Raw genomic sequence first — 24,745 nt, forward strand, 5'->3', positions numbered from 1 at the left:
GGCGTCGTCGCGTCCGCATTCTTGTCACCCCCTTGACGGCGCCACCGGAACCGGTGCTCAATGGTGCGCCAATGGACTGCCTTCATACCATTGAGCGGTCCGCACCCACACACCAGAGGTGCGCATGTCGTCCCCAGAGCCCTCAGCCCTCGCCCCGGACGCAACCGCTCCGGGATCGACCAGTGACGAGCAACGCCTCCACGAGCTCGGCTACGCACAGGAGTTGGCCCGCACAATGTCGGGCTTCTCCAATTTCGCGGTCTCCTTCACCATCATCTCCATTCTGTCCGGCTGCCTCACGCTCTACGGGACGGGCATGGGCACCGGCGGTCCAGCCGTCATCGTCTGGGGCTGGCCCGTCGTCGGCCTGATGACGCTTCTGGTCGGCCTGGCCATGGCCGAGGTCTGTTCCAGCTATCCGACGGCGGGCGGCCTCTACTACTGGGCGGCCAAGCTCTCGCCGCACAGCGGACCGGTGTTCTCCTGGTTCACCGGCTGGTTCAACTTCCTCGGCCAGGTGGCGGTGACCGCCGGGATCGACTTCGGCGCGGCGCAGTTCATCAACGCCCTGCTGGACCTGCAGGGTTGGTTCTCGGCCACGCAGGGCCACACCGTGCTCATCTTCGGCCTGGTGCTGCTGCTCCACGGCGCGCTCAACACCTTCGGCGTCCGGCTGGTCGCGCTGCTCAACAACGTCAGCGTCTGGTGGCACGTGCTGGGCGTGGTGGTGATCGTCGCGGTCCTCGGCATCGTGCCGTCCAAGCACGAGCCGGCGAGCTTCGTCTTCGGACACTTCGTCAACACCACCGGCTGGGGCAGCTCGCTCTACGTCGCCGCGCTGGGTCTGCTGCTGGCCCAGTACACCTTCACCGGGTACGACGCCTCCGCGCACATGACCGAGGAGACCCGCGACGCCGCCCGCACCGGGCCGCGCGGGATCATCATCTCGATCCTGGTGTCGCTGGTGGCGGGCTGGGTGCTGCTGATCGGCATCACCTTCGCCATCCAGGACTACAACGGGGAGATGAACACCGCCACGCACGTCGCGCCGGCGCAGATCTTCATCGACGCGGTCGGCTCGACCGGCGGAAAGCTGCTGCTGCTCATCGCCATCGGCGCGCAGCTCTTCTGCGGGATGAGCTCGGTCACCGCCAACTCCCGTATGATCTACGCCTTCTCGCGCGACGGCGCGCTGCCGGGCTCGGCCCTGTGGCACCGGATCAACCCGCGCACCAGGACGCCCACCAACGGCGTCTGGCTGGCCGCGGGCGGCGCGTTCGTGCTGGGCCTGCCGGCGTTGTGGAACACCACCGCGTACACGGCGGTGACGTCGATCTCCGTCATCGGGCTCTACATCGCCTACGTCATCCCCACTTTCCTGCGACTGCGGCTGGGCTCGGCGTTCCGGCCGGGTCCGTGGCAACTCGGGCGCTGGAGCCGCCCGGTGGGGACGGTCGCGGTGGTCTGGGTCGTGATCATCACGGTGCTGTTCATGCTGCCGACCGCCAGCCCGGTCACCAGGAACAGCTTCAACTACGCGCCGATCGCGGTGCTGGTCGTGCTGGGCTTCGCGGGCGGCTGGTGGCTGCTGTCGGCACGGAAGTGGTTCGTCGGGCCCAAGGTCCAGGGCACGGCGGAGGAACTCGCGGCCGTCGAGCGCGAACTCGGCAGCACGTGACCTGACCGCAGGTGATCTGACTGACATTTACCTGATGGCACGTCATCTGACCGGCGGGAGCGGGTACCCACCGCACCGGGGCACATCCCCGTGACGCCCCGCTCCCGCCGGAAGGATCCGCATGACCCCGCTCCCCACCGGCCTCGCCGCCCCGGCCCGCGAGGCGCTCAACCAAGCCGGCTACCGCTGCCTCGAGGATCTGGACGGCGTTCCCGAGGCGTCCCTGCACCACCTGCCGGGCGTCGGGCCAAAGGCCCTGCGCCTGCTCCGCCTTGCCCTGGCCGGGAAGGGCCTGGCGCTGCGGGCCGACACCGGGCGATGACGGTCCGGAGCATGCAGAAATAGCTCCTGCCGGTGACAACGGGCCCTTCGACGCTCTGCCGCTCGCCCGATTCTGCGAATTCCTCCCCCACGCCCGCGCCGAGCACGACCACCGCTTTTCCGCAGACCTGCGGAAATTGCGAGGCCGGCGCCGGTCGGACGGTCGAACCGAGCACGCGACCACTGACCACGTCGCCGAATTCCACCGCACCGCACCGGAAATCCGCATCGCACTCTCCAGCGCCCCGGGCGCCACAGGGCATACTTCTCCGCGTGACCCGCAGCCTGACCAGCCGAATCGTCCGCCATCCCTACCTCGACCACCCCGGTCCGCTGGCCTTCGCCCACCGGGGCGGGAGCCTGGGCGGGCCGGAGAACTCGCTGGCCGCGTTCGAACGGGCGGTCAGACTCGGGTACCGCTATCTGGAGACCGACGTCCACGTCACGTCCGACAACGTCCTGATCGCCTTTCACGACGAGCGGCTGGAGCGGGTCACCGACGGCACCGGAGCGGTCGCCCAACTGCCGTGGCGCACCGTCTCCGCCGCCCGGATCGGCGGGCGGGAGCCCATCCCGACGCTGGCCGAGCTGCTCGACGCCTTCCCGGGCGTCCGCTTCAACATCGACGTCAAGGCCGCGGGCGCGATCCGCCCGCTGGTCGACGTCATACGCCGCACCAACGCCTGGGACCGGGTCTGCGTCGGCTCCTTCTCCGACGCACGGCTGCGCGCACTGCGGGAGGCCGCCGGGCCGCGCCTGGCCACCTCCGCCGGTCCCCGCGGCGTCGCGGCGCTGCGGCTGCGCTCGCTCACCGGCGGGCACGCGCCGATCGCCCGTGCCGTCCGGCGGCAGGCGGTCTGCGTCCAGGTGCCGGAGACGGTGCCGGGCACCCGACTCCGCCTGGTGGACCGGGCGTTCGTGACGACCGCGCACCGGCTCGGCCTCCAGGTGCACGTCTGGACGGTGGACGAACCGTCACGCATTCGTGATCTTCTCGAACTGGGCGTGGATGGCATCATGGCGGATCACATCGATGTCCTTCGCGATGTCCTGATCGAGCGCGGAGCCTGGTTTTGATCTCTTCTCCCACTGCCGCCACATCGCCGGCGACAGCCGACCCCGCCGCCCTGAAACGCACCCAGTTCGGCTGGTACATGAACGACTGGGCCAACGCGGCCTTCTCGGCCACCGTACTGACCGTCTTCCTCGGGCCGTACCTCACCGACATTGCGAAGAAGGCCGCCGACTCCCACGGCGACGTGCACCCCTTCGACATCCCCGTGAAGGCGGGGTCGTTCTTTCCCTACACCGTCTCGTTCTCGGTGCTGATCTCCGTCGCCGTGATGCTGCTGGCCGGCGCCGCGGCCGACCGGACCGGGCGGCACAAGTCGCTGCTCGGCACCTTCGCCTATGTGGGCGCCGCCGCGACGCTCGGGATGTTCTTCCTCGGCGGCTCGCACTACCTCCTCGGCGGCGGCCTGCTGGTCGTGGCCAACATCTGCTACGCCGTCTCGGCCGCGCTGGCCAACTCCTTCCTGCCCGGCCTGGCCGCGCCCGACGACCGCGACGCGGTCTCGTCCAAGGGGTGGGCGTTCGGCTACGGGGGCGGCGGGCTGCTGCTGATCGTCAACCTCGGCCTCTTCCTCGGCCACGGCGCGCTCGGCCTCTCCTCCGGCACGGCGGTCCGGCTCTGCCTGGCCTCGGCAGGCGCGTGGTGGGCGACCTTCACCCTGTTCCCGATGCTGCGCCTGCCGCAGCGTCCGGCCACGGCCCCCGTGGCGCGCCCGGCCGACGAGCACGGCGGGGGCACCCTGCGCGAGCTGGTCGGGACCCTGCGCTCGATGCGGCGGTACCCACTGACGCTGCTCTTCCTGATCGCCTTCCTCTGCTACAACGACGGCATCCAGACGGTCATCTCCCAGGCCTCCCTCTACGGCAGCCAGGAGCTGGGCATGAGCCAGACCACACTGATCGCGGGCGTGCTTCTGGTCCAGATCGTGGCCATCGGCGGCGCACTGCTGCTCGGGCGGATCGCGCAGCGGTACGGGGCGAAGAAGACCATCCTCGGCTCACTGGTCGCCTGGGTGGTGACGCTGGCCTTCGGCTACGTGATGCCAGCGCACAAGGCGGTCTGGTTCTACGCCCTGGCGGCGGCCATCGGGCTGGTCCTGGGCGGCAGCCAGGCGCTGTCGCGCTCGCTCTTCTCGCACCTGATCCCCGCCGGGCACGAGGCGGAGTACTTCAGCCTCTACAAGATCAGCGACCGCGGCACCAGCTGGATGGGCCCGCTGGTCTTCGGTCTCGCCTACCAGCTGACCGGAAGCTATCGGATCGCCATCATCTCACTGCTGGTCTTCTTCGCGATCGGTTTCCTGCTGTTGCTGCGCGTTCCGGTACGTCGGGCGATCGAGGCCGTCGGCAATCCGGTGCCGTCAATTTCGTGAGGATGTGTGACGACTGCCACCCGGATCCCACCCGAACTCGGCGCGGATGTCCTTGCGGATTCGTGACGGATGGGAACTGCGGGCCAACAGAGGGTGATATCCGCCCGCAGATGTGACAAATCGGACGCCGATGGGTACAAACAGGTGCGGTGCGGGGTGTGCGACGAAGGGTCGCGCGTTTTGCGCGCTTACCGCGGGAATCTTCGACGATTGCCGCGCGTTGTACGGACCGACGAAGACAGCGACATCCAGTCCTGTGGGCCAGGAGCCCGGGAGGCACGATTCATGAGTGAGCGAGCTCTCCGCGGCACGCGACTCGGGGCGACCAGCTACGAGACCGACCGCGGTATCGATCTGGCACCCCGCCAGACCGTCGAGTACGCATGCCAGAACGGACACCGCTTCGAGGTGCCGTTCTCGGTGGAAGCCGAGATCCCCCACGTGTGGGAATGCCGGTTCTGCGGCAGCGAGGCGCTGCTGATCGACGGCGAGGAGCCGGAGGAGAAGAAGACGAAGCCGGCCCGTACGCATTGGGACATGCTGATGGAACGGCGTACGCGTGAGGAGCTGGAGGAGGTACTCGCCGAGCGGCTGGCGGTTCTTCGCTCCGGCGGCATGAACCTCGCGGTGCACCCGCGCGACGCGCGCAAGTCGGCTTAGCCGCAACGGCAGCACGGACCTGACGACGAGGCCCGGCTCCCCTTCGGGGGTGCCGGGCCTCGTCGTTTTCTTCGCCCTGTGACATGTGACCTGTGCCGGTCAGCGGCGGATCTGGCCTTGCGGGCCGTCGTCGTCGCGGCGGCCGTAGTCGTACGAGCCCTCCTGGGGCGCGTCGTCGTGGATCACCTCGCCCTGGACGACCTTGCCGTCCGGCTGGTGGATCCGCATCTGCTCCTGGACCCGGACGGCGTCCCCCAGCGGTCCGCGCCGCAGCAGCGCCATCGGGATCCGCTGCAGCGCCTTGGCCACCGGCGGTACCTGGCAGAGCAGGCCGATCACGTCGGAGAGGAAGCCCGGCACCATCAGCAGGACGCCTCCGGCGATGGTCACCGCGGTCCGGGCCTCGCCCTCGGGCATCCGGCCGCTGGTGGTCGCGCGCAGGGCGCGCAACCCGGCCCGCTTGATCACCCACCCGCCCAGCACGAACCCGCCGATCAGCAGCGCGAGCACGGCGAGCCAGCCGATCAGTCCGGCGAGCTCCACGATGATCCACAGCTCCACCAGCGCGTAGGCCGCGACGAGCAGAGGGAGGAACCGCTTGATGCGTGAGCCGCGCACAGTGCCCGGGACCTTTCGTCGAACGAGGGGTTCCTAGCGAAAACGCACGAGGTCAATCCAGTGTTCCGGACGTTGGGCAAGGGGGACGTTGCAGCACCTCGTCTGCCCTGAGTGGCTTGTCGCGCAGTTCCTCGCGCCCCCAGGTAGTGCGACGTCCCCGCTGCCCGATCCTCAGGTCTTCTGCCGCTTGCGCTGCCACACCGCGAAGCCGCAGGCTGCGAGCCCCAGCAGGGCCAGCGCCCACTCCGGCGTCGCGCCCACCCGGTCCGCGAGGGTGAGCCCGTCCCGGAGAGGGACGTTCGCTTCGAGCTCGGCCTGGGTCGCCAGCTGCGAGCGTTCGATCACCGAGCCGTTCGGGGCGATGACCGCGCTGATCCCGCTGGTCGCCGCGATGACGACGCTGCGGCCGTGCTCGACCGCGCGCAGGCGCGACATCGCGAACTGCTGGGCCGGCTGGTCCGTGTGCTCGTACGTCGCGTTGTTGGTCTGGACGACGATGACGCGTCCGCCCTTGGTGACCGCGTCGCGGACGATGCCGTCGTAGGCGACCTCGAAGCAGATCACGTCGCCGACCTTGGCCGGGCCGACCTGGAGGACGCCCGTCGTGTCGCCCGGGGAGAAGTCGACGGCGATCCGCTGCAGTTCGGTGATGTACTTGCTCAGGAACGACCGGAACGGCACGTACTCGCCGAACGGCACCAGGTGCTGCTTGGTGTAGTGCGCGCCGGGGCCCGTCTTCGGGTCCCAGACGATGCCCTCGTTCATCACGTGCTGCGCGTCGGGGCCGTCCACCAGCGCGCCGACCAGGACGGGGACGCCGGCCTGCTTCACCACACCGTCGATCAGCTGGTACGCCTCCGGCGTGGTGTACGGGTCGACGTCGGAGGAGTTCTCCGGCCAGATCACCAGCTGCGGCTGCGGCATCTTGCCCGCGCCGACCTTGGCCATCAGCGCCTGGGTGGCGGCGACGTGGTCGCCGAGCACCTGCATCGGGCGGCCGAGGAAGTCCATGCCCGCGTGCGGGACGTTGCCCTGGATGAGCGCGATCTCCGCCGAGGCCGGTCCGCCGGCGGTGTCGCCGCCCGTCGGCAGCGGGACCGCGTACCCGACGACACCGAGCGCGACCGCCCCCGCAGCGCAGGCCACGCCCGCGCGGCGTCCGCGTGCCCGCAGCGCCAGAATCGCGGCGGCCAGCAGCGCGCCGCTCAGCGCGACGGCGAAGGTGACCAGCGGCGCACCGCCGAGCGCGGCCAGCGGGGTGAAGGGTGACGAGGTGTTCGCGAAGGCGAGACGGCCCCACGGGAGCCCGCCCAGCGGGACCCGGTCGCGGGCCCACTCCTGGGTGACCCACAGGCAGGCCGTCCACAACGGCCAGGCGGGCAACCGGGAGACGGCCGCCTGACCCATCGCCATCAGCATCACGAAGACGGCCTCGGCGAGCGCCAGCAGCACCCACGCGTCGTAGCCGATGACGTCGATCCAGATCAGCAGCCAGAACATGAAGACGGCGCCGAAGACGATGCCGGTCCACGCGGCCTGCTTGAGCGTGCGCCGATAGGTCAGCAGCGCCAGCCCGGTGACGGCGACGATCGAGAGCGGCCAGATCCCGACCGAGGGGAAGGAGAGGGCGAGCAGCGCACCGCAGAGCGCGGCGAGCCCCGTGCGCGGCAACCCGGCGCGGATGCGCGCGAGGCGCGACGGACGCGCGGGGGGCTGGGCCTCCACGCGGTCGTCGGTTTCCAGAGTCAAGGGCACGCTCGCCGCCTATCCGCAGCCGATCGGGTGATCACAAGGATCCAGGGCAGATCCAGGGCAGTGGGAAGACGGTACATCCTCACGGTAAGCGCAGGTGAGGACAGGAGCGGACAGGACCGCCGCAGCGCCCCGGATCGGCCCGGGAGCGAGGGGCGGGGAGCACCCGGACACGGGCTCGGCCCGGACGCTCTTCGGGCCGACTCGGGATCCGCTGGCTGCGGGTCGACCAAAAGCCGTTGTCTACTGAGCGTCCGGGCCGAGCCCGTGTCGCACCCGTCGGCGTTGGGCCCGCGGACCCTGTGCCGCCCACGCTCCCCGGTCCGGCAACGCTGGACCTGGCTGCCTGCCAGCGGCGATCCCGGGTTTGGCGTGGGTGGTGAGGTGGGGTGGACGACGACGAACCTACTCGCCCGCCGGGGCGGCCTGTCAACCGCCGTCCTACCTGCACCGACGGCGCGTCGCCGCAGGTCAGCCGCGTGTGTCCGCGCTGTGAGCGACCCGTGGGCAACCCATCGTTCGGCGGTATCCGAGCGCGGAGGGCCACTCGCGAGGATGATGGGCTGCGCCGGACGGGTGCTTGAGCGCTACCCCGCCAGGTGGACGGCGCGTCCGCCGACGAGCGTGGCCAGGCAGCGCGGGAGCTCCCGGCCCGGCGTCAGGTCGGGCAGGCCGGGGACGCCGCTGCGCGGGTCGGTGGACCAGTTGGCGACCCGCTGGTCCGGCGCCTGGACGACCAGCTCGCCCGGCTCCCAGACCGCCAGCGACGCCGGCGCGCCCGGGATCAGCACCCCGGCGTCGTCGCGTCCGAGGGCACGCCAGCCGCCTCGGGTGTGCGCGGTGAACGCGCCTCGCACGGAGATCCGGTGCTCGGGCGTCCGGTGGAACGCGGCGGCTCGGACCGTGCCCCAGGGGTCCAGCGGGGTGACCGGGGCGTCCGAACCGAAGGCCAGCGGGATTCCGGCGCGCAGCATCGCCGCGAACGGGTTCATCGTCCGCGCCCGCTCCGCGCCGAGCCGCTCGACGTACATGCCCTCCTCGCCGCCCCACGCGGCGTCGAAGGCAGGCTGGACGGACGCGGTCAGCCCCAGCTCGGCGAAGGCGGCGAGCTGGGCGGGCGTCAACAGCTCGGCGTGCTCGACACGGTGGCGCATCGAGCGGACCCGGTCCAGCCCGAGCTTCTCGGCCACGGTGCGGACGCCCTCGACCAGCGCGCTCAGCGCGGCGTCGCCGATGGCGTGGAAGCCCGCCTGGAGGCCCGCCTCGGTGCAGGCGGCCACGTGGTCGGCGATCTGCGCGGCCGAGAGGTAGGACGCGCCGGTGTGGGCGGCGTCGGTGTAGTGGTCGTGCAGGCAGGCGGTGTGCGAGCCGAGCGCGCCGTCGACGAACAGGTCCCCGCCCGCCCCGACCGCGCCGAGCCGTCGGGCCGTGTCGACCGCGCCGAGCTCGCCCCAGTAGCCGAAGACCTCAGGGCCGGACGCCTGACCTTCGGGCGACCCCATGGCAAGCGCCAGCAGCGCGGCGAGGTCAGCCTCGGAGGAGATGTCCGGGCCCGCGCACTCGTGCAGGGAGCCGATGCCGAGCGTGACCGCGTGCGCGAGGGTCGCCCGCTGGGCCGCGTCCCGCTGAGCGGGCGTCAGATGCGCGAGCGCGGCGCGGCGCACGGCGTGGTGCGCGTCGCGGCTCAGCGGCGCGTCGGGCGCATGTCCGGGCAGCGCGGCCAACTCCGGCCCGACGAGCGCACGGAGGGCGGTCGAGGCGAGGGCGGAGTGGACGTCGGTGCGGGAGAGGTAGATCGCGGCGCCACCGGCGGCCTCGTCCAGCTCGGCGAGGGACGGCGCGCGACGCTCGGGCCACCGCGTCTCGTCCCAGCCGTGGCCGAGCAGCACGCCGCCGCGCGCGTCCCGCGACGCGACGAAGGTACGGATCCGGCCCAGCGCTTCGGCGAGGGTCGGGCAGTCGGTCAGGTCCAGCCCGGTCAGCGCGAGGCCGGTGGACGTCGCGTGCACGTGCGCGTCGACGAACGCCGGGGTGACGAGCGCGCCCTGGAGGTCGACGACCAACTCCGCGTCCCGGGCGTAGCTCTCGGCCGCGCCCTCCTCGCCGACCCACGCCACGGTGCCGTCCTGCAGGAGTACGGCGGTGGCGAAGGGGTCGGCCGGGCTGTAGACGTCCCCACCGCGCAGCAGGACGCTGCGCGGGGCGGTCTCGGCAAGGGCGGTGAGGGGTGCGGCGGCGGTCATGCGGTCAAGGTTATGCAAGCGGCAGGCATGCACCTACCGAGGGGCACGGGACCATGCCCCCACATCGTGCGACTACCTCATCTGAGCCGCGGTGGCCTCGCCTCGTAGGGCGTGCTCAGCACGACCGTCGTGCGGGTCGAGACGCCCGCCGCGGAGCGGATGCGCGCGAGGAGGTCCTCCAGATCCCCCGGCGCGGTCACCCGGACCTTGAGGATGTAGTTCTCGTCGCCCGCCACGCTGTGGCACGCCTCGATCTCGTCGATGCCCGCCAGCCGCTCCGGGGTGTCGTCGGGTGCGCTCGGGTCGAACGGCTTCACCGAGATGAACGCGGTGAGCGGCAGGTTGACGGCGTCAGGGTCGACGATCGCTGCGTAGCCGCGGATCACGCCGCGTTGTTCGAGACGGCGCACCCGCTGGTGCACCGCCGAGGTGGACAGGCCCGTGGCCTTGCCCAGGTCTGTGTAGCTCATGCGCCCGTCGGCGACCAGCAGCTGCACGATTTGTCGGTCGAGTTCCTCCACCCGGACAACTTATCCGACGCGGGATGTGAGCAAGGCCACAGTCGCACGACAACCACGCTGGCACGCCCAGGATTATCGGATGCCGCGCGCGGGAATTGCTCGCTATGGTCGCGACCACCGAGGTACGCGTGCCTGCTCCAGGGGGAGTTCAGATGACTGTTGCCGAACAGCTTCCTGCTGCCGTCGAGCCTGTCGAGCTCGGCGAGCGCGTCGACTCCGAAAGAATGCCCGGCATGGACCCGGGCGAGGCGGAGACCTGGGAGATCACCCGGTTCCTCTGCCCTGACTGCCACCGCCCGATCGCCGTGCTGGACAACGAGGAGCGCTTCCCGCAGCACGCCGTCGTGAGCAACCCGTGGCACCCCTTCTCCGCCGCGCTCTGCCAGGGCTCGGGCCGCGGACTCCAGGACGCCGCGGACTACGACGCCGACGAGGACCCGGAGTTCGACCCCGAGCCCTCGCTCGCCGAGTTCCTCACCCTGCCCGCGGAGCTCGACTGGCGTCGGCAGCCGTTCTCGCACGTGGGCGGCCAGGGGTCGACCCCGATACGGCGTCAGGACCAGTAGCGGCCCTCGATCATGGCCGCGAGCGTGTCGCGGTGCAGGATCAGGCGGTCCGGGTCTTCGGGCGGCTGAGCTTCCAGTGACTGGGCTTCGCCGAAGTGGATCTGCCGGTGGCCGATCCTGAGCATCACCACCGCGTGGCGCAGCGCCGCGTAGAGCGTGTAGAACTCCAGGTCGGTCGGCATGTGGCCGCTGGCCTCGGCATACTGGGCCGTGACCCGGTCGCGGTCCAGGAAGTCGGGCAGCCCCGGCTGGCCGAAAGCGACGGTCAGGTCCTGGAAGAAGCGGTGCAGGAAGACGAACCACCCGAGGTCCAGTTCGCGCGGACCCAGGTCGGCCATCTCCCAGTCCAGCGCCGCGGCCGGGGTGAAGCCCTGGTAGATCACGTTGCCGATGCGCGCGTCGCCCCAGCTCAGCACCGTTTCACCCTCGTCGGCCGGCCAGAGCTCCTCCAGCCGGGCGAAGGCGCGCTCGATCAGCGGCGAGGCCGGGCGTCCGTCCACCACCCAGGCGTAGTAGGCGCGTTGGGCGTCGACATGCCTACGGAGAGCGCTGCGTCCGTCCTCCCGATCCGGCTGCAGGAAGGCCGCGTCCGCCACAGGCACCGTGTGCAGTTCGGCGAGGAGGGCCACACTGGACCGCTCCAGCTCTCCGCGTTCGGTGTCGGTCGCCTCGTGCAGCCAGTTGCCGCTGTAGGTGTAGGGCATGACGTCGGGTGGGACACGGCCGTCCACACGCTCCATCAGAATCGCTGCGGCGCCCAGTGGTTCAGGGTCTGTCTCCAGCCGCAGCAGCCGTGGCACGGGCACCTTGGTGTGCGCGGCGACCAGTGCCATGCAGCGGTACTGCCGCTCCATGTCATAGCTGGGGAATACGGTGAAACCGGCGGGATCGGCGGGATCGGGGGCGAGTCGCAGCACGCAGGGCTGGACGCTGCCGTCGGCGTGCCGCAGGTCGAAGAGAACGGTCTCGCTGGACATGCCGTTGGACTGAGGGACCGTCAGGTCGGTGACGGCGGCTCCGGGCAGCCGGCCGTCGATCCAGGCGGCGAGCCGGACACGGAGCTGCTCGGGGTCGCGGGTGCTGGTGCGCGGACGCGGGGTGCTGGGGGTGGCCATGGCGCGGCTGCTCCTCTCGTGGACAGACGAATCAGGGCGCGACGGCGGAGAAGTCGGCGAATCCACTGGGGTCGTGGCGGCCGAAGCTGCCGTGTTCGAAGATGCCGTGGCCGGTCTCCCCGTTGAGGGTGAACCGGGCCGCATGGTCGGTGACGCCGTACGACGCGAGGGCGAGGTCGTTCGGGTCGGTGAGGTCGTAGCTGCGCCGGTCCACCCAGCCGCGTCCCTGCCAGGTGCCGTGCTGCCAGTCGGCTGCGGGCGGGTATCCGGCGCCGACGGCGAGCGGGGAACCGCCCAGGAGTTCGGCGTGGATCTCGACCGGTTTGCGCGCCGAGTCGGTGAGGTGCAGCACCGCGCCCTCGGGCACCCGGGTGCCGGACCGGTAGCGGATGTCGACGTGCGGCCAGCCGAGTTGCTCGTCCTTCCGCGTCCCGTCGCGCGCGCCCCCGTCGGCGTGGACGAGCAACGCCTCGTTGAGGGTGCGGTAGCCGTCGGCGTCCTCCTGGAGGATCACCATGACGAAGCGGTCGCGGAAGCGGATCGGGCACCAGACCCAGTGGAAGCCCTCGGGCCGGTGCTCCTCGGCGGCGCGGCCGGGCTGTTCGCCGGGAATCGGCCGCACGCCCCAACTGCGGTCCCGGGTGCCGGTCCACTGCTCGGGCGTGACCCGGTACTCCACTCCCCCGGCGCGGATCACGCCGGTCGCGCCGCCCGCCTGGACGAAGCGCCGCCCTTCGAGGGTGAGCCGGTCGCCGGTGCGGCCCACATGGTGCGGCTCCCACACGGCGGGGAACTCGGCCTGCCAGGTGAGGTCGAGGGCCAGACCGTCGGGCGTGCCGTCCCCCTCGCAGACCAGGCGCAGCGTGCGGAGCGGTTCCACCACCTCGATCCGCACCGGGCCGACCTGGAGCTTCATCCGGTCCTCGCCGAGCGCGTCCGACGCGCGGACGGCGTGCAGCGTGTCGCCGACCTTGAGCGTCGCGTACGCGTCGATCACGCCGGTGTTGGGGTAGACCCCGAGCCCGGCGATGAGGAGGGCACGGCCGTTGTGGTCGAAGACGTGGAAGATGCAGCGGTCGTAGGCGTTGCGGTCGCCGGTGGTGACGTGCCGCATGGACAGCGGCACCTGGTGCACGGGGTACTCGTCCAGAGGGACAGGACGGAACGTCACGCTGGCCTCCTCGACAGGAAAGTTGTCTGACGGTACGTCAGGTCAGGTCGAGGAGGCCATACCCGGATCGACGCAGCCATCGGCACGTCCGCAGTCGGCCCTCGACAGCACCCACCGGCGTCACTAGTCTCGGTGTTGATACTCAACTAATTGACTAGGGAGTGGTGACCATGGAGCACCCCGTGCACCCTTTCCGCGCTGCGGTCGAGGCCGGTGACCACAAGGCCCTTGAGGCGCTGCTGGCCGAGGACGTCGTCTTCACCAGTCCGGTCGTGTTCAAGCCCTACCCGGGCAAGGCCATCACGGCGGCGATCCTGCGCGGGGCGGGCCGGGTCTTCGAGGACTTCCGCTATGTCCGCGAGATCGGCGGCGCCGACGACCGGGACCGCGCCTTCGTCTTCAAGGCCACCGTCGACGGCCGCGAGGTGCACGGCTGCGACTTCCTGCACTTCGACGAGGACGGCCTGATCGACGAGTTCACGGTGATGGTGCGCCCGCTCTCCGGAGCACAGGCGCTCGCGGCGGCGATGGGGGCCCAGTTCGAGCGGATCACGGCCGAGGCTCTGGGCTCGCCGGCGGAGTGAACGCCACGTCCGCCGGGGCGGCGCGCCGCTCCAGGACGGCGAGCGCCTGCTCGCACCACCGCAGGTTCTCCCGCTCGAACATCAGGCCGCGCATCAGCGTGAGGTAGGGACCGACGGGGTCGGCGGCGGCCAGGTACTCCTCCTCGAACCGGCCGTCCAGCAGCCGCGCCTGCAGGCGCTCGTAGCGGGCGATCTTGGCCTCGGCCCAGGCCGCACGCTCGCGCAGCGCCGCACGGACCGCGTCCGCGTCACCCGCGTCGACGGCGTGCACCTTGACCAGCAGCTCGTCCCGGATCGCGGACGGCCTCGGGGCTTCGGCCGTGAAGGCGCGCAGCGCGGCACGACCGTCGCCGGTGAGCGAGAAGAGCCGCTTGTTCGGCCGCCCCCGCTGCTCGACGACCCGCGCCTGGACCAGCCCCTCGGCCTCCATCCGGTCCAGCTCGCGGTAGAGCTGCTGCGGCGTGGCCATCCAGAAGTTCGCCACCGAGGCATCGAAGGCCTTGGCCAGGTCGTAGCCCGAGGCCTCGCCGTCGAGCAGCGCGGACATGATCGCGTTGCGCAGAGCCATAACCCGAGCGTATCGGGGGGCCGTAGTCACTCGGACAGATGGACGATGCGGGCGCCGCCACCCGTCGGGTTGTGGGCTGGACGGCCTACCGGCAGTTGCCGACCGGTCCGGCCGCCGCTCGACTGATCGCAGGACCCTCTCCCGCCGACAAGGAGCCCGTCGTGCCGATCGGAACCCCCCTGGCCCTCCTCTTCGTATCCGCGGCGCTGATCTTCCTGCCGACGGTCATCGCCATCACTGGCGGCACGCTCTTCGGCGGCTGACGCACGACGGCCCCGCCACCCACGACTGGCGGCGGGGCCACGGGTCCGGCCAAGTCGGGCGGAGACGCCGGGCGGAGTCCCCTCCGTTCCGACGTCCCTGTGCCGCGTCCCGGTGCCGCATGCCGGCAGGCGACCGCGTCAGCGGGTCAAGGCGCGGCCGATGACCAGGCGCTGGATCTGGTTGGTGCCCTCGACGATCTGGAGCACCTTGGCCTCGCGCATGTAGCGCTCGACCGGGTGGTCCTGGGTGTAGCCGTAGCCGCCGAGGACCTGGACCGCGTCCGTCGTGACGCGCATCGCCGCGTCCGTGCAGAAGAGCTTCGCCATCGCGGCCTCGCGGCCGAAGCTGAGGCCGGCGTCGCGGCGGCGGGCGGCGGCGAGGTAGAGGGCGCGACCGGCCTCGACCGCGGTGGCCATGTCGGCGAGCATGAACGAGAGCCCCTGGAAGTCCGCGATGGCGCGGCCGAACTGCTCGCGCTCCTTCGCGTATCCGACGGCGTAGTCGAGCGCGGCCTGGGCCACGCCGATCGCGGCGGCGGCGATGCCGAGGCGGCCGGAGTCCAGCGCGGAGAGCGCGATGCCGAAGCCCTGGCCCTCGCTCCCTATCAGCCGGTCGGCGGAGACGCGGGCGTCGTCGAAGAGGACCTGGGCGGTGGGCGAGCCCTTCATGCCCATCTTCCGCTCCGGCGCCGCACCCGAGACGCCGGGGGTGTCGCCGGGGACCAGCAGGACGCTGATGCCGTGCGAGCCGTCGTCGCTGGTGCGCACCATCGTGCTGTAGAAGTCGGCGATGCCGCCGTGGGTGATCCAGGCCTTGGTGCCGTTGACGACGTAGTCGTCGCCGTCGCGGACCGCGCGAGTGCGCAGCGCCGCCGCGTCGGAGCCGGACTGCGGCTCGGACAGGCAGTATGCGCCGAGCAGTTCGCCGCCGATCATGTCGGGCAGCCACTGGTCACGCTGGGCGTCGCTGCCGAAGGTGGCGAGCGCGTGGCAAGAGAGGGTGTGCACGCTGAGCCCGAGACCGACGGTGAGCCGGGCGGCGGCCAGCTCCTCGATCACCTGGAGGTAGACCTCGTAGGGCTGGGCGCCGCCGCCGTACTGCTCGTCGTAGGGCAGGCCGAGCAGGCCGGACCGGCCGAGGGTGCGGAAGGTCTCGCGTGGGAAGATCCCGGCCGCCTCCTCCTCCGCAGCCGTCGGGGCGACCTCGTTCAGGGCGAGGTCCCGGGTGAGGGCCAGCAGCTCGCGCGCCTCCTCCGTGGGGAGCTGGCGGTCGACGGGCTTGGTCGCAGGCGTGGTCATGGCGGCGCGGCCTCCTGGTCTCTGGGCGGGGCACCCCTGGGTGGGGGCGTCCGACACGGACACGAGCCGTCCTCCGGATCGCAGTGAACGCTCGCTAACATACGGCGGTGGAAGTATGCCCCATCCGGAGCCCCTCGCACCATGCGGAGCCGATCCGGCACCAGGGAGCCGGATCGGCCCTGACCTGCCCTCCCCTGTCTTCCGCTACGCTTCCCGGCCCAAGAGTGGCCGCACGGGCCCGGACGGATGGCGCAGCCTGGATACGCTCGCAGCATCATGCTCACCTTGGACTCACTCGCCTCACGGCTGGCGGCGCTCCCCCCTTCCTGCGGGCCGACCCGCCTGATCGCCGTCGACGGCTTCGCCGGTTCGGGGAAGACGACCTTCGCCGCACGCCTCTCCGCCGCACTCTCCCCTCGTCCCGAGGGCGCGCCGGTCGTACATCTGGACGACCTTGCGACGCACGAGCAGTTCTTCGGCTGGACCGACCGTCTGCGCAGCGAGGTGCTGGAGCCGCTCGCCGCCGGACGACCAGTGCGGCACCGCGTCTACGACTGGACGCTGCACCGCTTCGCCACCACCCGCGAACTGGCCGCCGCTCCTCCGTTTCTGCTGCTGGAGGGGGTCGGCGCCGGGCGACGCGCGGTGCGGCCGCAGCTGGCCGCGCTGGTCTGGATGGAGCTCGACGCGACGACCGCTCGTGCGCGCGGCGAAGACCGGGACGGACCGGATCAGGCCGACTTCTGGTCGCACTGGTTCGTGGGGCAGTCGACACACTTTCGGCACGATCCCACCAGACCTTTCGCCAATTTTCTCGTGGACGGGGCGACCGGGGAGCCGCTCGGCAACGCACGGTAATCACGACTGCGTGCGCCCGGTACACTGTCTCACAGCCAATGAATTGCCACCCCGCAAAGGGAGTTGCACAAGGACCCTGCGACGGGGTCGGCCTTGACCTGCGGGCCTGGCAGCAACTACGTTCTCATCAGCGCGACAGAGCGTGATCGCGCTCCAGAGACACGAGCTGCCGGCCGTTCCCCCGTGGCCGGCAGCTCGTTCTTTTCCTACGGATCCGCCCTTTTGGCCCGATCCGTTCTTCGTCAGCCGAGTGACCGTCGGTGACCACCGGAATCTCGGGTGCCGCTTGTGTCCGCCTATTGTCCGTGTTCCCACCAGCCGATACGGCCGCAAGGCACTCTTCCGGATCAGCACCGGGCCGGTACGATGCCCCCATGAGCGCGGTGCCTCGGCCCCGCGCGCTCACGGACCGTCAAAGTGTGGCGTCTGCAGGCCTCCCGGGTCAGCCCAGTTGCTGGGCGGCGGGTCGCGGCACAGCAGGGGGCAGAGCGGTGGGGACAGAGGACAACGGCGACAGGCGTTCCCGGAGCCTGGCCGACCGCGCCTGGCTGCGGGCGATGGACGCCTACGCCGCCGGCGCGTACACCCGCGCCGAGGAGGAGTTCCGCGCCGCCGTCCGCCTTGACCCGGGCATGGCCGACGCCTGGCTGGGCCTGCACGCCCTGCGTTCGGACACCTCAGCCGCGTTGCTCGCCATGTACCGGAACCGGCACCGCTTCGGCGAGCAGCGGGGCAGACACCGACGCCCACTCAGTTCCTGGTACTGGCTGGGCTGGTGGGTGCAGCCGCTGCTGGAGGACGAGCGCGACCTGGCCCTCGCACACGCGTCGCACTGGCTGGACGGCCGTCATCTGCCCGAGCTGGACCAGGCCTTGGCCGACTGCCCACCCCCAGGGCTGGACCACGCGGTCCGCTTCCTGCACGCCTGCCGCTCCTACCTGACCAAGGACTGGGAGCAGTTGATCCGCGACACCGACGGCCTGCTGGACGATCCGCTGCTCGGCATCGAGGCGGGCCTCTTCGCCGGGATGGCCCGGGTGCGGCTGGACATGTCCGGCCAGGCCGAACTGCCGCTGGCCACCTCCCTGGCCCGCTGCCGCTCCGAGCAGCCGCAGCGCAAGGAGCTGCGCTACTGGCTCGCCCGCGCCTACGAGGGCGTCGGCCGCAGCGCGGCGGCGCTCTCGCTCTACCGTGCGGTGCACCGCGTCGACCCGGGCTTCATGGACACCACCGCCCGCCTTGCCGCGATCACCGCGGAGGACGGTGTCGACCCGTCGTTGCTGGAGTCCCCGCCCGAGCCCGGCCTCCACCGCCCGCGCCGCGCCAGCGGCGGCGCCGGCTTCGCAGGCACACCGCCCGAGACGCCGTCGGCGTCGCCGTTCGACCCGCTGGACGCCTCGCTGGACGTCCCGCTGGACTCCTCGCTCGACGGCGGCTTCGACCCGGCCTACTACGACCCGCTGCCCGGCTTCCCGCTCGCGGACGAGGACGAGGACGTGGTGGGCGGGGAGGCGGAGGACGGCGCGAACGCCTCCGCCGGCTCCGCGTACTTCGACGCGGAGGGTGCGGAAGGTGCCGGTGTTGCGGGCACCGACGAGGACGACGAACCCGAGGAGGGCGACGACACCGGACCCCGGACACCGGGGGCCACAGCGCTGGGCGCACGCCACCGCGCCGACGCCGCCGCGGTGCCGCCGCTCCCTCCGGGCACGACCGTCCAGCCGAACCAGGAGCGACTGGACGCCGCGCTCGCCGAGCTGGACCGGATGGTCGGCATGGAACCGGTCAAGCGCCAAGTGCTGGCGCTCTCGGCGCAGTTGCGGATGGCCCGGCTCCGCGCCGGCCAGGGCCTTCCGGTGCAGCCGCCGAAGCGGCACTTCGTCTTCTCCGGTCCGTCAGGCACGGGCAAGACCACGGTGGCCCGGATCCTCGGCCGGGTCTTCTACGCCCTCGGCCTGCTCAGCGGCGACCACCTGGTCGAGGCCCAACGGGCCGACCTGGTCGGCGAGTTCCTGGGCCAGACGGCCGTCAAGGCGAACGAGCTGATCGACTCGGCGCTGGACGGCGTGCTCTTCATCGACGAGGCCTACAGCCTGGCCAACTCCGGCTACTCCAAGGGCGATGCGTACGGGGACGAGGCGCTCCAGGTCCTGCTGAAGCGCGCCGAGGACAACCGCGACCGGTTGGTGGTGATCCTCGCGGGCTACCCGGAGGGTATGAACCGCCTGCTGGCGGCGAATCCCGGGCTCAGCTCGCGGTTCACCTCCCGGGTCGACTTCCCGAGTTACCGCCCGGGCGAGCTCTCCGCGATCGGCGAGTCGCTGGCGGCGGGCGACGGCGACTTCTGGGACGACGAGGCGCTGGAGGAACTCCGTTCCATCTGCGGCCACGTCGTCCGCGAAGGCTGGATCGACGACCTCGGCAACGGACGCTTCATGCGCACGCTCTACGAGAAGTCCTGCGCGTACCGGGACTTGCGCCTCTCCGTCCTCGCAGACCCACCCACCCGCCAGGACTTGGCCGCGTTGCGGCTGCCGGACGTACTCCAGGCCTACGGCGAACTGATAGACGGACGCTGACGGTCCGCTCCCGCAGGTCGTCGCAACCACCAGGGGCGCGCGGCCTGCTTGTTGATCAAGCAGGCCCCGCGCCTCTAGGTAGTGCAACTGCTACGCCGCCTTCAACGCTTCCCTCAGCGGGACCCTGGCGCCGCTGCGCAGGACTGAATTGCGGTAGATCCGGCCTGCGAAGCGCAGCATCACCGCGCCGCAGGCGAGGGTGAGGGCCAGGGAGACGAGGACCTGCCAGAGCGGCGCCACGCCCAGCGCCCAGCGCATGGGCATGATCTCCGGGGCCGTGAGCGGCACGAAGGAGAGGATCTCGGCGAGCTGGTTCTGCGGGTTGGTCGGCAGGACCGAGATCGCGACGACCCAGCCGGCGATCAGCGGCATGATGATCGGCGCCATCACGCCGCCGAGGTCTTCCTGGCGGGAGACCATCGCGCCGGCCGAGGCGAAGATCATGGCGAAGAGCCAGAAACCCGCCACGAACCAGGCCAGCGTCCAGGCGAAGCTGCCGACCGACGCGCTGAGCGGGAGGTTCAGCTGTCCGTCGGCCATGCCGATGGCCAGGCCGATGGCGCTCGGCACGACCAGCTGCAACGCGCCGATCACCGCGATGCCCGCGACCTTGCCCGCCAACAGCTGCCACGGCTTGATCGTGGCGAGCAGCAGTTCGACGACGCGGCTGCTCTTCTCCTCGACCACACCCTGGGCCACCATCTGACCGACCGTCATCAGGATCAGGTACATCAGCAGCCCGGCCGCGATCGCGATGGTGATCTTCTGGCCCTGCTGCGGGTCGTTCTTCTCCAGCGCCGTGACCTGGACCTGCTGGGACGCCAGCGTGGGTTGCTGGCCGACCAGGGAGAGGACGGTCTTGAGCGAGTCCGGCAAGGTCTTCTTGACCGTCACCACCGTTCCGCTGCCGGGAGTGTGGACCGCGAAGGCGTCGACCTTGCCGTCGCGGACCAGGGCCGTGCCGGAAGCCGCGTCCGGGACGACCGTGACCGAGAGGTTCTGGTGGAGCGCGTTCGCGATCTGCTCCAGGGAGTTGCCGTAGACCGACTCCTGCTGGGTGACGGCGACCTTGGCGGTGCTCGGGCTGGAGTGGGCGAACTTGGTGATGATCGGCAGGGCGACGAACGCGAGGGCGGAGATCGCCATCACGATCAGGAACGCCTTGGACCGCAGTCGGACCCGCAGTTCGCGGCCGGCGACCAGTCGGATCGCCTCCGCGCCGCCGATCTCCAGGCGCCGCGGCGCACCCTGCGCCCGGTCGTTCCGAGCGCCGTTGTTCTGCTCGCTGCTGCTCACTGCGCCCTCTCCCCCGTCGTGCCGACTGCCGTGCCGACTGCCGTGCCAACTGCCGTGCTCGCAGGCGTTCCCGCCGGCGCGTCCAACCCCGGGCCCAACGCCGGGTCCGCGCTCACCACATGCCGGAAGAGCTCCGTCAGCGTCGAGCGGCGGCGGGCGAACTCACGGACCGGGCCGGTGGCCAACGCCGCGGCCAGGACCGCCTGGTCGTCGGCGCCGTCGGCGAGGGCGAGGACCGTGCGTCCGGCGTCCTGGCCACGGACGGTGACGCCGGGCAGGGCGTCCGCCCATCCGTCGGGCGCGTCCGGCGCGTGGACCAGGAGCTCCTCGCCGCCGGAGGCGCGCAGCGCCTCGACGGTGTCGCAGGCGACCATGCTGCCCGCGCGGACGATGCCGACGCGGTCGCAGAGCCGCTCGACCAGGTCCAGTTGGTGGCTGGAGAAGATGACCGGGATGCCCTCGGCGACCTTCTCGCGGAGCACCTCGCTCATCACGTCCACGGCCACCGGGTCCAGACCGGAGAAGGGCTCGTCGAGGACGAGTATCTCCGGGTGGTGGACCAGCGCGGCGGCCAGCTGGACGCGCTGCTGGTTGCCGAGGCTCAGCTTCTGCACCTCGTCGCCGAACCGGGCGTCGACGCCCAGCCGCTCGGACCAGGTAAGGGCGGCCTGGACCGCGTCGGCACGGGTCAGGCCGTGCAGACGGGCCAGGTACTCCAGCTGCTCGCCGACCTTCATCCGCGGGTAGAGGCCGCGCTCCTCCGGCATGTAGCCGATGCGGCTGCGGGTCTCCAGCGTCACCGGTGCGCCGTCCCAGCGGACCTCGCCGGAGTCGGCGGCCAGCACGCCCAGGATGATCCGCATGGTGGTGGTCTTACCGGCGCCGTTGCTTCCGACGAAGCCGAAGATCTCTCCGGCCCGGACGTCGAAAGCCATGCCGTCCAACGCGACGGTGTCGCCGTAGCGCTTGGAGACGCGGTCGACTTCGAGTCGTCGATCGCTCACGTGCTCATCACTCCCCCGTGAGGCTCGTTCGATCGGTCAATCGTGCTTTCGATTGACCAGGTGTCACCCTAGCGGGTGGCACGGTGATCCGGATCGTGTACCTCGCCGACGAGTTCCTCAAGTACGTCCTCCAGCGCCACCAGGCCCAGACTGCGTCCCTCGGCGTCGACGACGCCCGCCAGGTGCGCCGCGGAGTGGCGCATCGCGCCGAGCGCGTCGTCCAGCGGAAGGTCGCCGCGGAGGGTGAGGATCGGTCGCCACAGGCGCTGCGGCACCGTCACGTCCCGCTCCTCCAGGTCCAGCACGTCCTTGACGTGCAGGTACCCGAGGAACCCCGGGCAGGAGTCGTCGCCGACCACGGGGAAGCGGGAGTAGCCGGTGCGGACGGCCAGTTCCTCCACCCCCTCGGCGGTCACCGTGCGGTCGACCGTGACCAGGCGGTCCATCGGCATGACGACCTCACGCACCGGGCGCAGCCCGAGCTCCAGGGCGTCCTCCAGCCGCTCCTGCGCGTGTCCGGCCAACAGGCCGGCCGCGTAGGAGTCCTGGATCAGGTGGGCGAGCTGCTCGCTGGTGTAGGCCGCGTCGATCTCGTCCTTGGACTCCACGCGGAGCAGCCGCAGCAGCAGCTCGGCGCAGGCGTTGAGGAAGCCGATGAACGGGCGCAGCGGCCGGGCGAGCGCCGCCAGCGGCGGGCCCAGCACGAGCGCGGCGCGCTCGGGGGTGGCCAGCGCGATGTTCTTCGGGACCATCTCGCCGATCACCATGTGCAGCGCGACGACGACCGCCAGGGCCAGCACGTACGCGATCGGGTGCACCAGCTGCGCGGGGACGCCGAGCGCGTGGAACGGGCCTTCCAGCAGTCCGGCCAGGGCCGGTTCGGCCAGCGCGCCGAGAAGCAACGAACAGACTGTGATCCCGAGTTGGGCGGCGGCCATCATCGCCGTGACGTCTTCGAGAGCGCGCACGACCGTGGCCGCGCGCCGGTCGCCTGCCTCCGCGAGCGGCTCGACCTGGCTGCGGCGCACCGCGACCAGCGCGAACTCCGCGCCGACGAAGAAGGCGTTGCCGAGCACGAGCAGGATCGCAAACGCGAGCTCAAGAACGTTCACCGCTCACCTGCCGGACCCTGCGTGGCACGATCAGTGCGATCGGTGCGATCAGAACGATCAAAGCGGTCCGATCGATCCGATCGACTCCGCTGGTTTCGATCACGATGCTCGCGGTGATCGCGGTGATTGTGGTGATCGCGGTGATTGTGGTGATCGCGGTGATTGTGGTGATCCGGTTCCACCAGGCGCTCCAGGCGGACCAGTTCGGTGCGGTGCCGCTGCACCTCCAACGCGGTGAGCCGCCAGCCGGGCAGCTCCGCGCTGTCGCCCTCAGCGGGCAGGCGGCCGAGCAGGTCGGTGAGCAGGCCGGCGACCGTCTCGTACGGGCCGTCCGGTGCCCGGAGGCCGACGGACTCCAGCACGTCGACGCGGCAGCGGCCCTCCGCCTCCCACGCCTGCCGACCCTCGACGGCCGCCACCGGCCGCAGCTCGGGCAGGTCGGCCGGGTCGTGCTCGTCCTGGACCTCGCCGACCATCTCCTCGACGATGTCCTCCAGCGTCGCCACCCCGGCCGTCCCGCCGTACTCGTCGACCACGACGGCCAGTTGCTGACGGCTGCGCAGCAGGTCGAGCAGCCGGTCGGCGGGCAGCGTCTCCGGCACCAGCAGCGGCGGCGAGGCGAGCGCGCCGACCCGCACCGCTGCGCGGTTCCCGGCCCGCACGGCGAGCGCGTCCTTCAGCGTCACCACGCCGACCACGTCGTCGATCGACTGCCGGTAGACGGGGAAGCGGGAAAGCCCGGTCGCCCGGGTCAGGTTGAGCACGTCGGCGGCGGTGGCGTGGTCCTCCAGCGCGGCGACGTCGATGCGCGGGGTCATCACGCTCTCCGCCGTCAGCTCGGCCAGGCCGAGCGTGCGGACGAACAGGTCTGCGGTGTCGCGTTCCAGTGCGCCCTCACTCGCCGAGTGCCGGGCCAGCGCGACCAGTTCCTCGGCGCTGCGCGCGGAGGCGAGCTCCTCGGCGGGCTCCAGGCCGAACCCGCGGACGATGCGGTTGGCGATCCCGTTGAGCAGGAGGATCAGCGGGCGGCAGAGCGTGGAGAAGATCCGCTGCGGCGCGGCGACCGCCCGGGCCACCTGGAGCGGACGCGAGATCGCCCAGTTCTTCGGGACCAGCTCACCGACGACCATCTGCAGCACGGTCGCCAGCAGCATCCCCACCACCGCGGCCACCCCGGTCACCAGCGATCCCGGCAGCCCCACCGACGTGAGCGGCGGCGAGAGCAGCCGGGCCAGTGCGGGGTTGGCCAGCATGCCGACGAGCAGCGAGGTGACGGTGATGCCGAGCTGCGCGCCGGAGAGCTCGAAGGAGAGGGTGCGCAGTGCCCGCGCGACCCCGGCCGCACGCCGGTCCCCCGTGGCCGCGGCCCGGTCCACCTCCCCCCGGTCGACGGTGACGAAGGCGAACTCGGCGGCCACGAAGACGCCGTTGGCCAGGATCAGCAGGACGGCGATGCCGAACAGCAGCCAGGCCGCGGCGATACTGTGAGGGTCCATGGACGGGGCAACTTCTCCAAGTCATCCAAAGTTTTGGCAAAGACGCCTACCGTACCAGGATGCCTGAAAACTCGGGATGAACGACGCAGGTCAGCGCTGTGCCGTCCCGTAGACGTCCACGCACGCCTGCAACTCCTTGGCCTTCCGGGCCGCCTGACGCCGTCCCGCGCCCGGCTGGATGGCGACGACCGCGAGGGTGCCACCGTCGGCGAGGTCGAGCAGCACCCACGGGTCGCCCTGACGCAGGTTGACGCCGATGATCTGCGGCCACTCCAGGCGGCGGGTGCGGACGAAGTTGACCACCGTCAGCCCCTGCCGGTCGGCCTTGGCCTTGGGGCGGGCCAGCACCACCAGGACGATCGCGAAGACCACACCGGAGCTGCCGATCCCGATCCGGTCGTGGCGCTGCCAGTCGGGCGCGGACAGGATCGCGAGCGTCGCGAAGAACGCCACGGAGACCGCCGCCAGCCCGAGCAGCACGACGCGGGTCAGCACCGGCCGCCACGTGTGCGGCAGCGTCGGCGGACCGGTCACCCGGCTCGGGCGGGCGGTCATGTCAGCGCCTCCACAGCGTCTCCCTCGCGGGTTCTCCCTGGC

General features: G+C 71.3%; 23 protein-coding genes. 10 read left to right on the forward strand and 13 right to left on the reverse strand.

Annotated features, from left to right (window positions below):
• Positions 1 to 124: 124 nt before the first annotated feature.
• From ABH940_RS08715 to ABH940_RS08735, 5 genes are all read left to right on the forward strand, one after another.
• Positions 125 to 1,678: an amino acid permease gene (locus ABH940_RS08715; protein WP_370104990.1), complete on the forward strand. Its 1,554-nt coding sequence runs from the start codon at positions 125 to 127 to the stop codon at positions 1,676 to 1,678.
• A gap of 121 nt (positions 1,679 to 1,799) precedes the next feature.
• Entirely contained in the window at positions 1,800 to 2,000 is a 201-nt protein-coding gene (locus ABH940_RS08720; RefSeq protein WP_370072231.1) for a DNA-binding protein, read from the forward strand.
• Positions 2,001 to 2,272: 272 nt separating this feature from the next.
• Positions 2,273 to 3,076, forward strand: a complete 804-nt coding sequence (locus ABH940_RS08725) for a glycerophosphodiester phosphodiesterase (RefSeq protein WP_370072230.1) — start codon at positions 2,273 to 2,275, stop codon at positions 3,074 to 3,076.
• Between the two features lie 77 nt (positions 3,077 to 3,153).
• Positions 3,154 to 4,443 carry an MFS transporter gene (locus tag ABH940_RS08730; protein WP_370072289.1) on the forward strand — a complete coding sequence of 430 codons (1,290 nt, stop codon included), beginning with the start codon at positions 3,154 to 3,156 and terminating at the stop codon, positions 4,441 to 4,443.
• A 285-nt stretch (positions 4,444 to 4,728) separates the two neighbouring features.
• Positions 4,729 to 5,103: an RNA polymerase-binding protein RbpA gene (locus ABH940_RS08735; RefSeq protein ID WP_196194063.1), complete on the forward strand. Its 375-nt coding sequence runs from the start codon at positions 4,729 to 4,731 to the stop codon at positions 5,101 to 5,103.
• A 99-nt stretch (positions 5,104 to 5,202) separates the two neighbouring features.
• Here ABH940_RS08735 and ABH940_RS08740 read toward each other — a convergent pair whose 3' ends face one another.
• From ABH940_RS08740 to ABH940_RS08755, 4 genes are all read right to left on the reverse strand, one after another.
• The gene (locus ABH940_RS08740) at positions 5,203 to 5,721 is read right to left on the reverse strand and encodes an FxsA family protein (RefSeq protein ID WP_370104991.1); all 519 of its coding nucleotides are present in this window, start codon (positions 5,719 to 5,721) and stop codon (positions 5,203 to 5,205) included.
• A 171-nt stretch (positions 5,722 to 5,892) separates the two neighbouring features.
• Complete coding sequence (gene lnt / locus ABH940_RS08745) at positions 5,893 to 7,476, reverse strand: apolipoprotein N-acyltransferase (protein ID WP_370104992.1); 1,584 nt, start codon at positions 7,474 to 7,476, stop codon at positions 5,893 to 5,895.
• Positions 7,477 to 8,060: 584 nt separating this feature from the next.
• Positions 8,061 to 9,716: an amidohydrolase gene (locus tag ABH940_RS08750; protein WP_370072227.1), complete on the reverse strand. Its 1,656-nt coding sequence runs from the start codon at positions 9,714 to 9,716 to the stop codon at positions 8,061 to 8,063.
• A gap of 77 nt (positions 9,717 to 9,793) precedes the next feature.
• Positions 9,794 to 10,237: an Lrp/AsnC family transcriptional regulator gene (locus tag ABH940_RS08755; protein ID WP_370072226.1), complete on the reverse strand. Its 444-nt coding sequence runs from the start codon at positions 10,235 to 10,237 to the stop codon at positions 9,794 to 9,796.
• A gap of 152 nt (positions 10,238 to 10,389) precedes the next feature.
• Between ABH940_RS08755 and ABH940_RS08760 the strand changes: the two genes are divergently transcribed.
• Positions 10,390 to 10,803: a hypothetical protein gene (locus tag ABH940_RS08760; RefSeq protein WP_370072225.1), complete on the forward strand. Its 414-nt coding sequence runs from the start codon at positions 10,390 to 10,392 to the stop codon at positions 10,801 to 10,803.
• On the opposite strand, the gene ABH940_RS08765 is transcribed toward ABH940_RS08760, so the two are convergent.
• Together ABH940_RS08765 and ABH940_RS08770 are read right to left on the reverse strand one after the other, a co-directional pair.
• A complete protein-coding gene (locus ABH940_RS08765) occupies positions 10,791 to 11,918 on the reverse strand; it encodes a phosphotransferase family protein (RefSeq protein WP_370104993.1) in 1,128 nt (375 codons plus the stop codon). The genes ABH940_RS08760 and ABH940_RS08765 overlap by 13 nt on opposite strands.
• 31 nt (positions 11,919 to 11,949) lie before the next feature.
• On the reverse strand, positions 11,950 to 13,089 hold the full coding sequence (locus tag ABH940_RS08770) for a hypothetical protein (RefSeq protein WP_370104994.1): 1,140 nt from the start codon (positions 13,087 to 13,089) through the stop codon (positions 11,950 to 11,952).
• 182 nt (positions 13,090 to 13,271) lie between these two features.
• Here ABH940_RS08770 and ABH940_RS08775 point away from each other — a divergent pair, with 182 nt between their 5' ends.
• Positions 13,272 to 13,673, forward strand: a complete 402-nt coding sequence (locus ABH940_RS08775; protein ID WP_370072288.1) for a nuclear transport factor 2 family protein — start codon at positions 13,272 to 13,274, stop codon at positions 13,671 to 13,673.
• Here the strand turns inward: ABH940_RS08775 and ABH940_RS08780 are convergent.
• Positions 13,639 to 14,241, reverse strand: a complete 603-nt coding sequence (locus ABH940_RS08780) for a PadR family transcriptional regulator (protein WP_370072222.1) — start codon at positions 14,239 to 14,241, stop codon at positions 13,639 to 13,641. The genes ABH940_RS08775 and ABH940_RS08780 overlap by 35 nt on opposite strands.
• Positions 14,242 to 14,279: 38 nt before the next feature.
• Between ABH940_RS08780 and ABH940_RS08785 the strand changes: the two genes are divergently transcribed.
• On the forward strand, positions 14,280 to 14,504 hold the full coding sequence (locus ABH940_RS08785) for a hypothetical protein (RefSeq protein ID WP_370072221.1): 225 nt from the start codon (positions 14,280 to 14,282) through the stop codon (positions 14,502 to 14,504).
• Between the two features lie 138 nt (positions 14,505 to 14,642).
• On the opposite strand, the gene ABH940_RS08790 is transcribed toward ABH940_RS08785, so the two are convergent.
• The gene (locus ABH940_RS08790; protein WP_370072220.1) at positions 14,643 to 15,803 is read right to left on the reverse strand and encodes an acyl-CoA dehydrogenase family protein; all 1,161 of its coding nucleotides are present in this window, start codon (positions 15,801 to 15,803) and stop codon (positions 14,643 to 14,645) included.
• Positions 15,804 to 16,079: 276 nt separating this feature from the next.
• Between ABH940_RS08790 and ABH940_RS08795 the strand changes: the two genes are divergently transcribed.
• Positions 16,080 to 16,661 (forward strand): uridine kinase, encoded by a 582-nt coding sequence (locus tag ABH940_RS08795; RefSeq protein WP_370072219.1) that lies wholly within the window; start codon positions 16,080 to 16,082, stop codon positions 16,659 to 16,661.
• A gap of 557 nt (positions 16,662 to 17,218) precedes the next feature.
• The gene (locus ABH940_RS08800) at positions 17,219 to 19,240 is read left to right on the forward strand and encodes an AAA family ATPase (RefSeq protein ID WP_370105031.1); all 2,022 of its coding nucleotides are present in this window, start codon (positions 17,219 to 17,221) and stop codon (positions 19,238 to 19,240) included.
• Positions 19,241 to 19,330: 90 nt separating this feature from the next.
• Here ABH940_RS08800 and ABH940_RS08805 read toward each other — a convergent pair whose 3' ends face one another.
• The 5 genes from ABH940_RS08805 to ABH940_RS08825 all read right to left on the reverse strand — a co-directional run bounded on the left by ABH940_RS08805 (position 19,331) and on the right by ABH940_RS08825 (position 24,703).
• Entirely contained in the window at positions 19,331 to 20,536 is a 1,206-nt protein-coding gene (locus tag ABH940_RS08805; RefSeq protein ID WP_370072361.1) for an ABC transporter permease, read from the reverse strand.
• Positions 20,533 to 21,540 (reverse strand): ABC transporter ATP-binding protein, encoded by a 1,008-nt coding sequence (locus tag ABH940_RS08810; RefSeq protein ID WP_370072360.1) that lies wholly within the window; start codon positions 21,538 to 21,540, stop codon positions 20,533 to 20,535. The genes ABH940_RS08805 and ABH940_RS08810 overlap by 4 nt, the downstream gene beginning before the upstream one ends.
• Before the next feature lie 68 nt (positions 21,541 to 21,608).
• On the reverse strand, positions 21,609 to 22,652 hold the full coding sequence (locus tag ABH940_RS08815) for a hemolysin family protein (RefSeq protein WP_370072359.1): 1,044 nt from the start codon (positions 22,650 to 22,652) through the stop codon (positions 21,609 to 21,611).
• Positions 22,649 to 24,133, reverse strand: a complete 1,485-nt coding sequence (locus ABH940_RS08820; protein ID WP_370105032.1) for a hemolysin family protein — start codon at positions 24,131 to 24,133, stop codon at positions 22,649 to 22,651. Before ABH940_RS08820 ends, ABH940_RS08815 begins: the two co-directional genes overlap by 4 nt.
• Before the next feature lie 105 nt (positions 24,134 to 24,238).
• Positions 24,239 to 24,703: a PH domain-containing protein gene (locus ABH940_RS08825; protein ID WP_370072358.1), complete on the reverse strand. Its 465-nt coding sequence runs from the start codon at positions 24,701 to 24,703 to the stop codon at positions 24,239 to 24,241.
• Positions 24,704 to 24,745: the final 42 nt, after the last annotated feature.

This window comes from Streptacidiphilus sp. BW17 (assembly GCF_041262485.1).
In the GTDB taxonomy this organism is placed as follows: domain Bacteria; phylum Actinomycetota; class Actinomycetes; order Streptomycetales; family Streptomycetaceae; genus Streptacidiphilus.

Coding starts and splice junctions, on each gene's coding strand:
- ABH940_RS08715 (WP_370104990.1), top strand. CDS start 125: ATGTCGTCCCCAGAGCCCTCAGCCCTCGCCCCGGACGCAACCGCTCCG.
- ABH940_RS08720 (WP_370072231.1), top strand. CDS start 1,800: ATGACCCCGCTCCCCACCGGCCTCGCCGCCCCGGCCCGCGAGGCGCTC.
- ABH940_RS08730 (WP_370072289.1), top strand. CDS start 3,154: ATGAACGACTGGGCCAACGCGGCCTTCTCGGCCACCGTACTGACCGTC.
- ABH940_RS08735 (WP_196194063.1), top strand. CDS start 4,729: ATGAGTGAGCGAGCTCTCCGCGGCACGCGACTCGGGGCGACCAGCTAC.
- ABH940_RS08750 (WP_370072227.1), bottom strand. CDS start 9,716: ATGACCGCCGCCGCACCCCTCACCGCCCTTGCCGAGACCGCCCCGCGC.
- ABH940_RS08760 (WP_370072225.1), top strand. CDS start 10,390: ATGACTGTTGCCGAACAGCTTCCTGCTGCCGTCGAGCCTGTCGAGCTC.
- ABH940_RS08765 (WP_370104993.1), bottom strand. CDS start 11,918: ATGGCCACCCCCAGCACCCCGCGTCCGCGCACCAGCACCCGCGACCCC.
- ABH940_RS08780 (WP_370072222.1), bottom strand. CDS start 14,241: ATGGCTCTGCGCAACGCGATCATGTCCGCGCTGCTCGACGGCGAGGCC.
- ABH940_RS08785 (WP_370072221.1), top strand. CDS start 14,280: ATGGACGATGCGGGCGCCGCCACCCGTCGGGTTGTGGGCTGGACGGCC.
- ABH940_RS08790 (WP_370072220.1), bottom strand. CDS start 15,803: ATGACCACGCCTGCGACCAAGCCCGTCGACCGCCAGCTCCCCACGGAG.
- ABH940_RS08795 (WP_370072219.1), top strand. CDS start 16,080: ATGCTCACCTTGGACTCACTCGCCTCACGGCTGGCGGCGCTCCCCCCT.
- ABH940_RS08800 (WP_370105031.1), top strand. CDS start 17,219: ATGGACGCCTACGCCGCCGGCGCGTACACCCGCGCCGAGGAGGAGTTC.
- ABH940_RS08825 (WP_370072358.1), bottom strand. CDS start 24,703: ATGACCGCCCGCCCGAGCCGGGTGACCGGTCCGCCGACGCTGCCGCAC.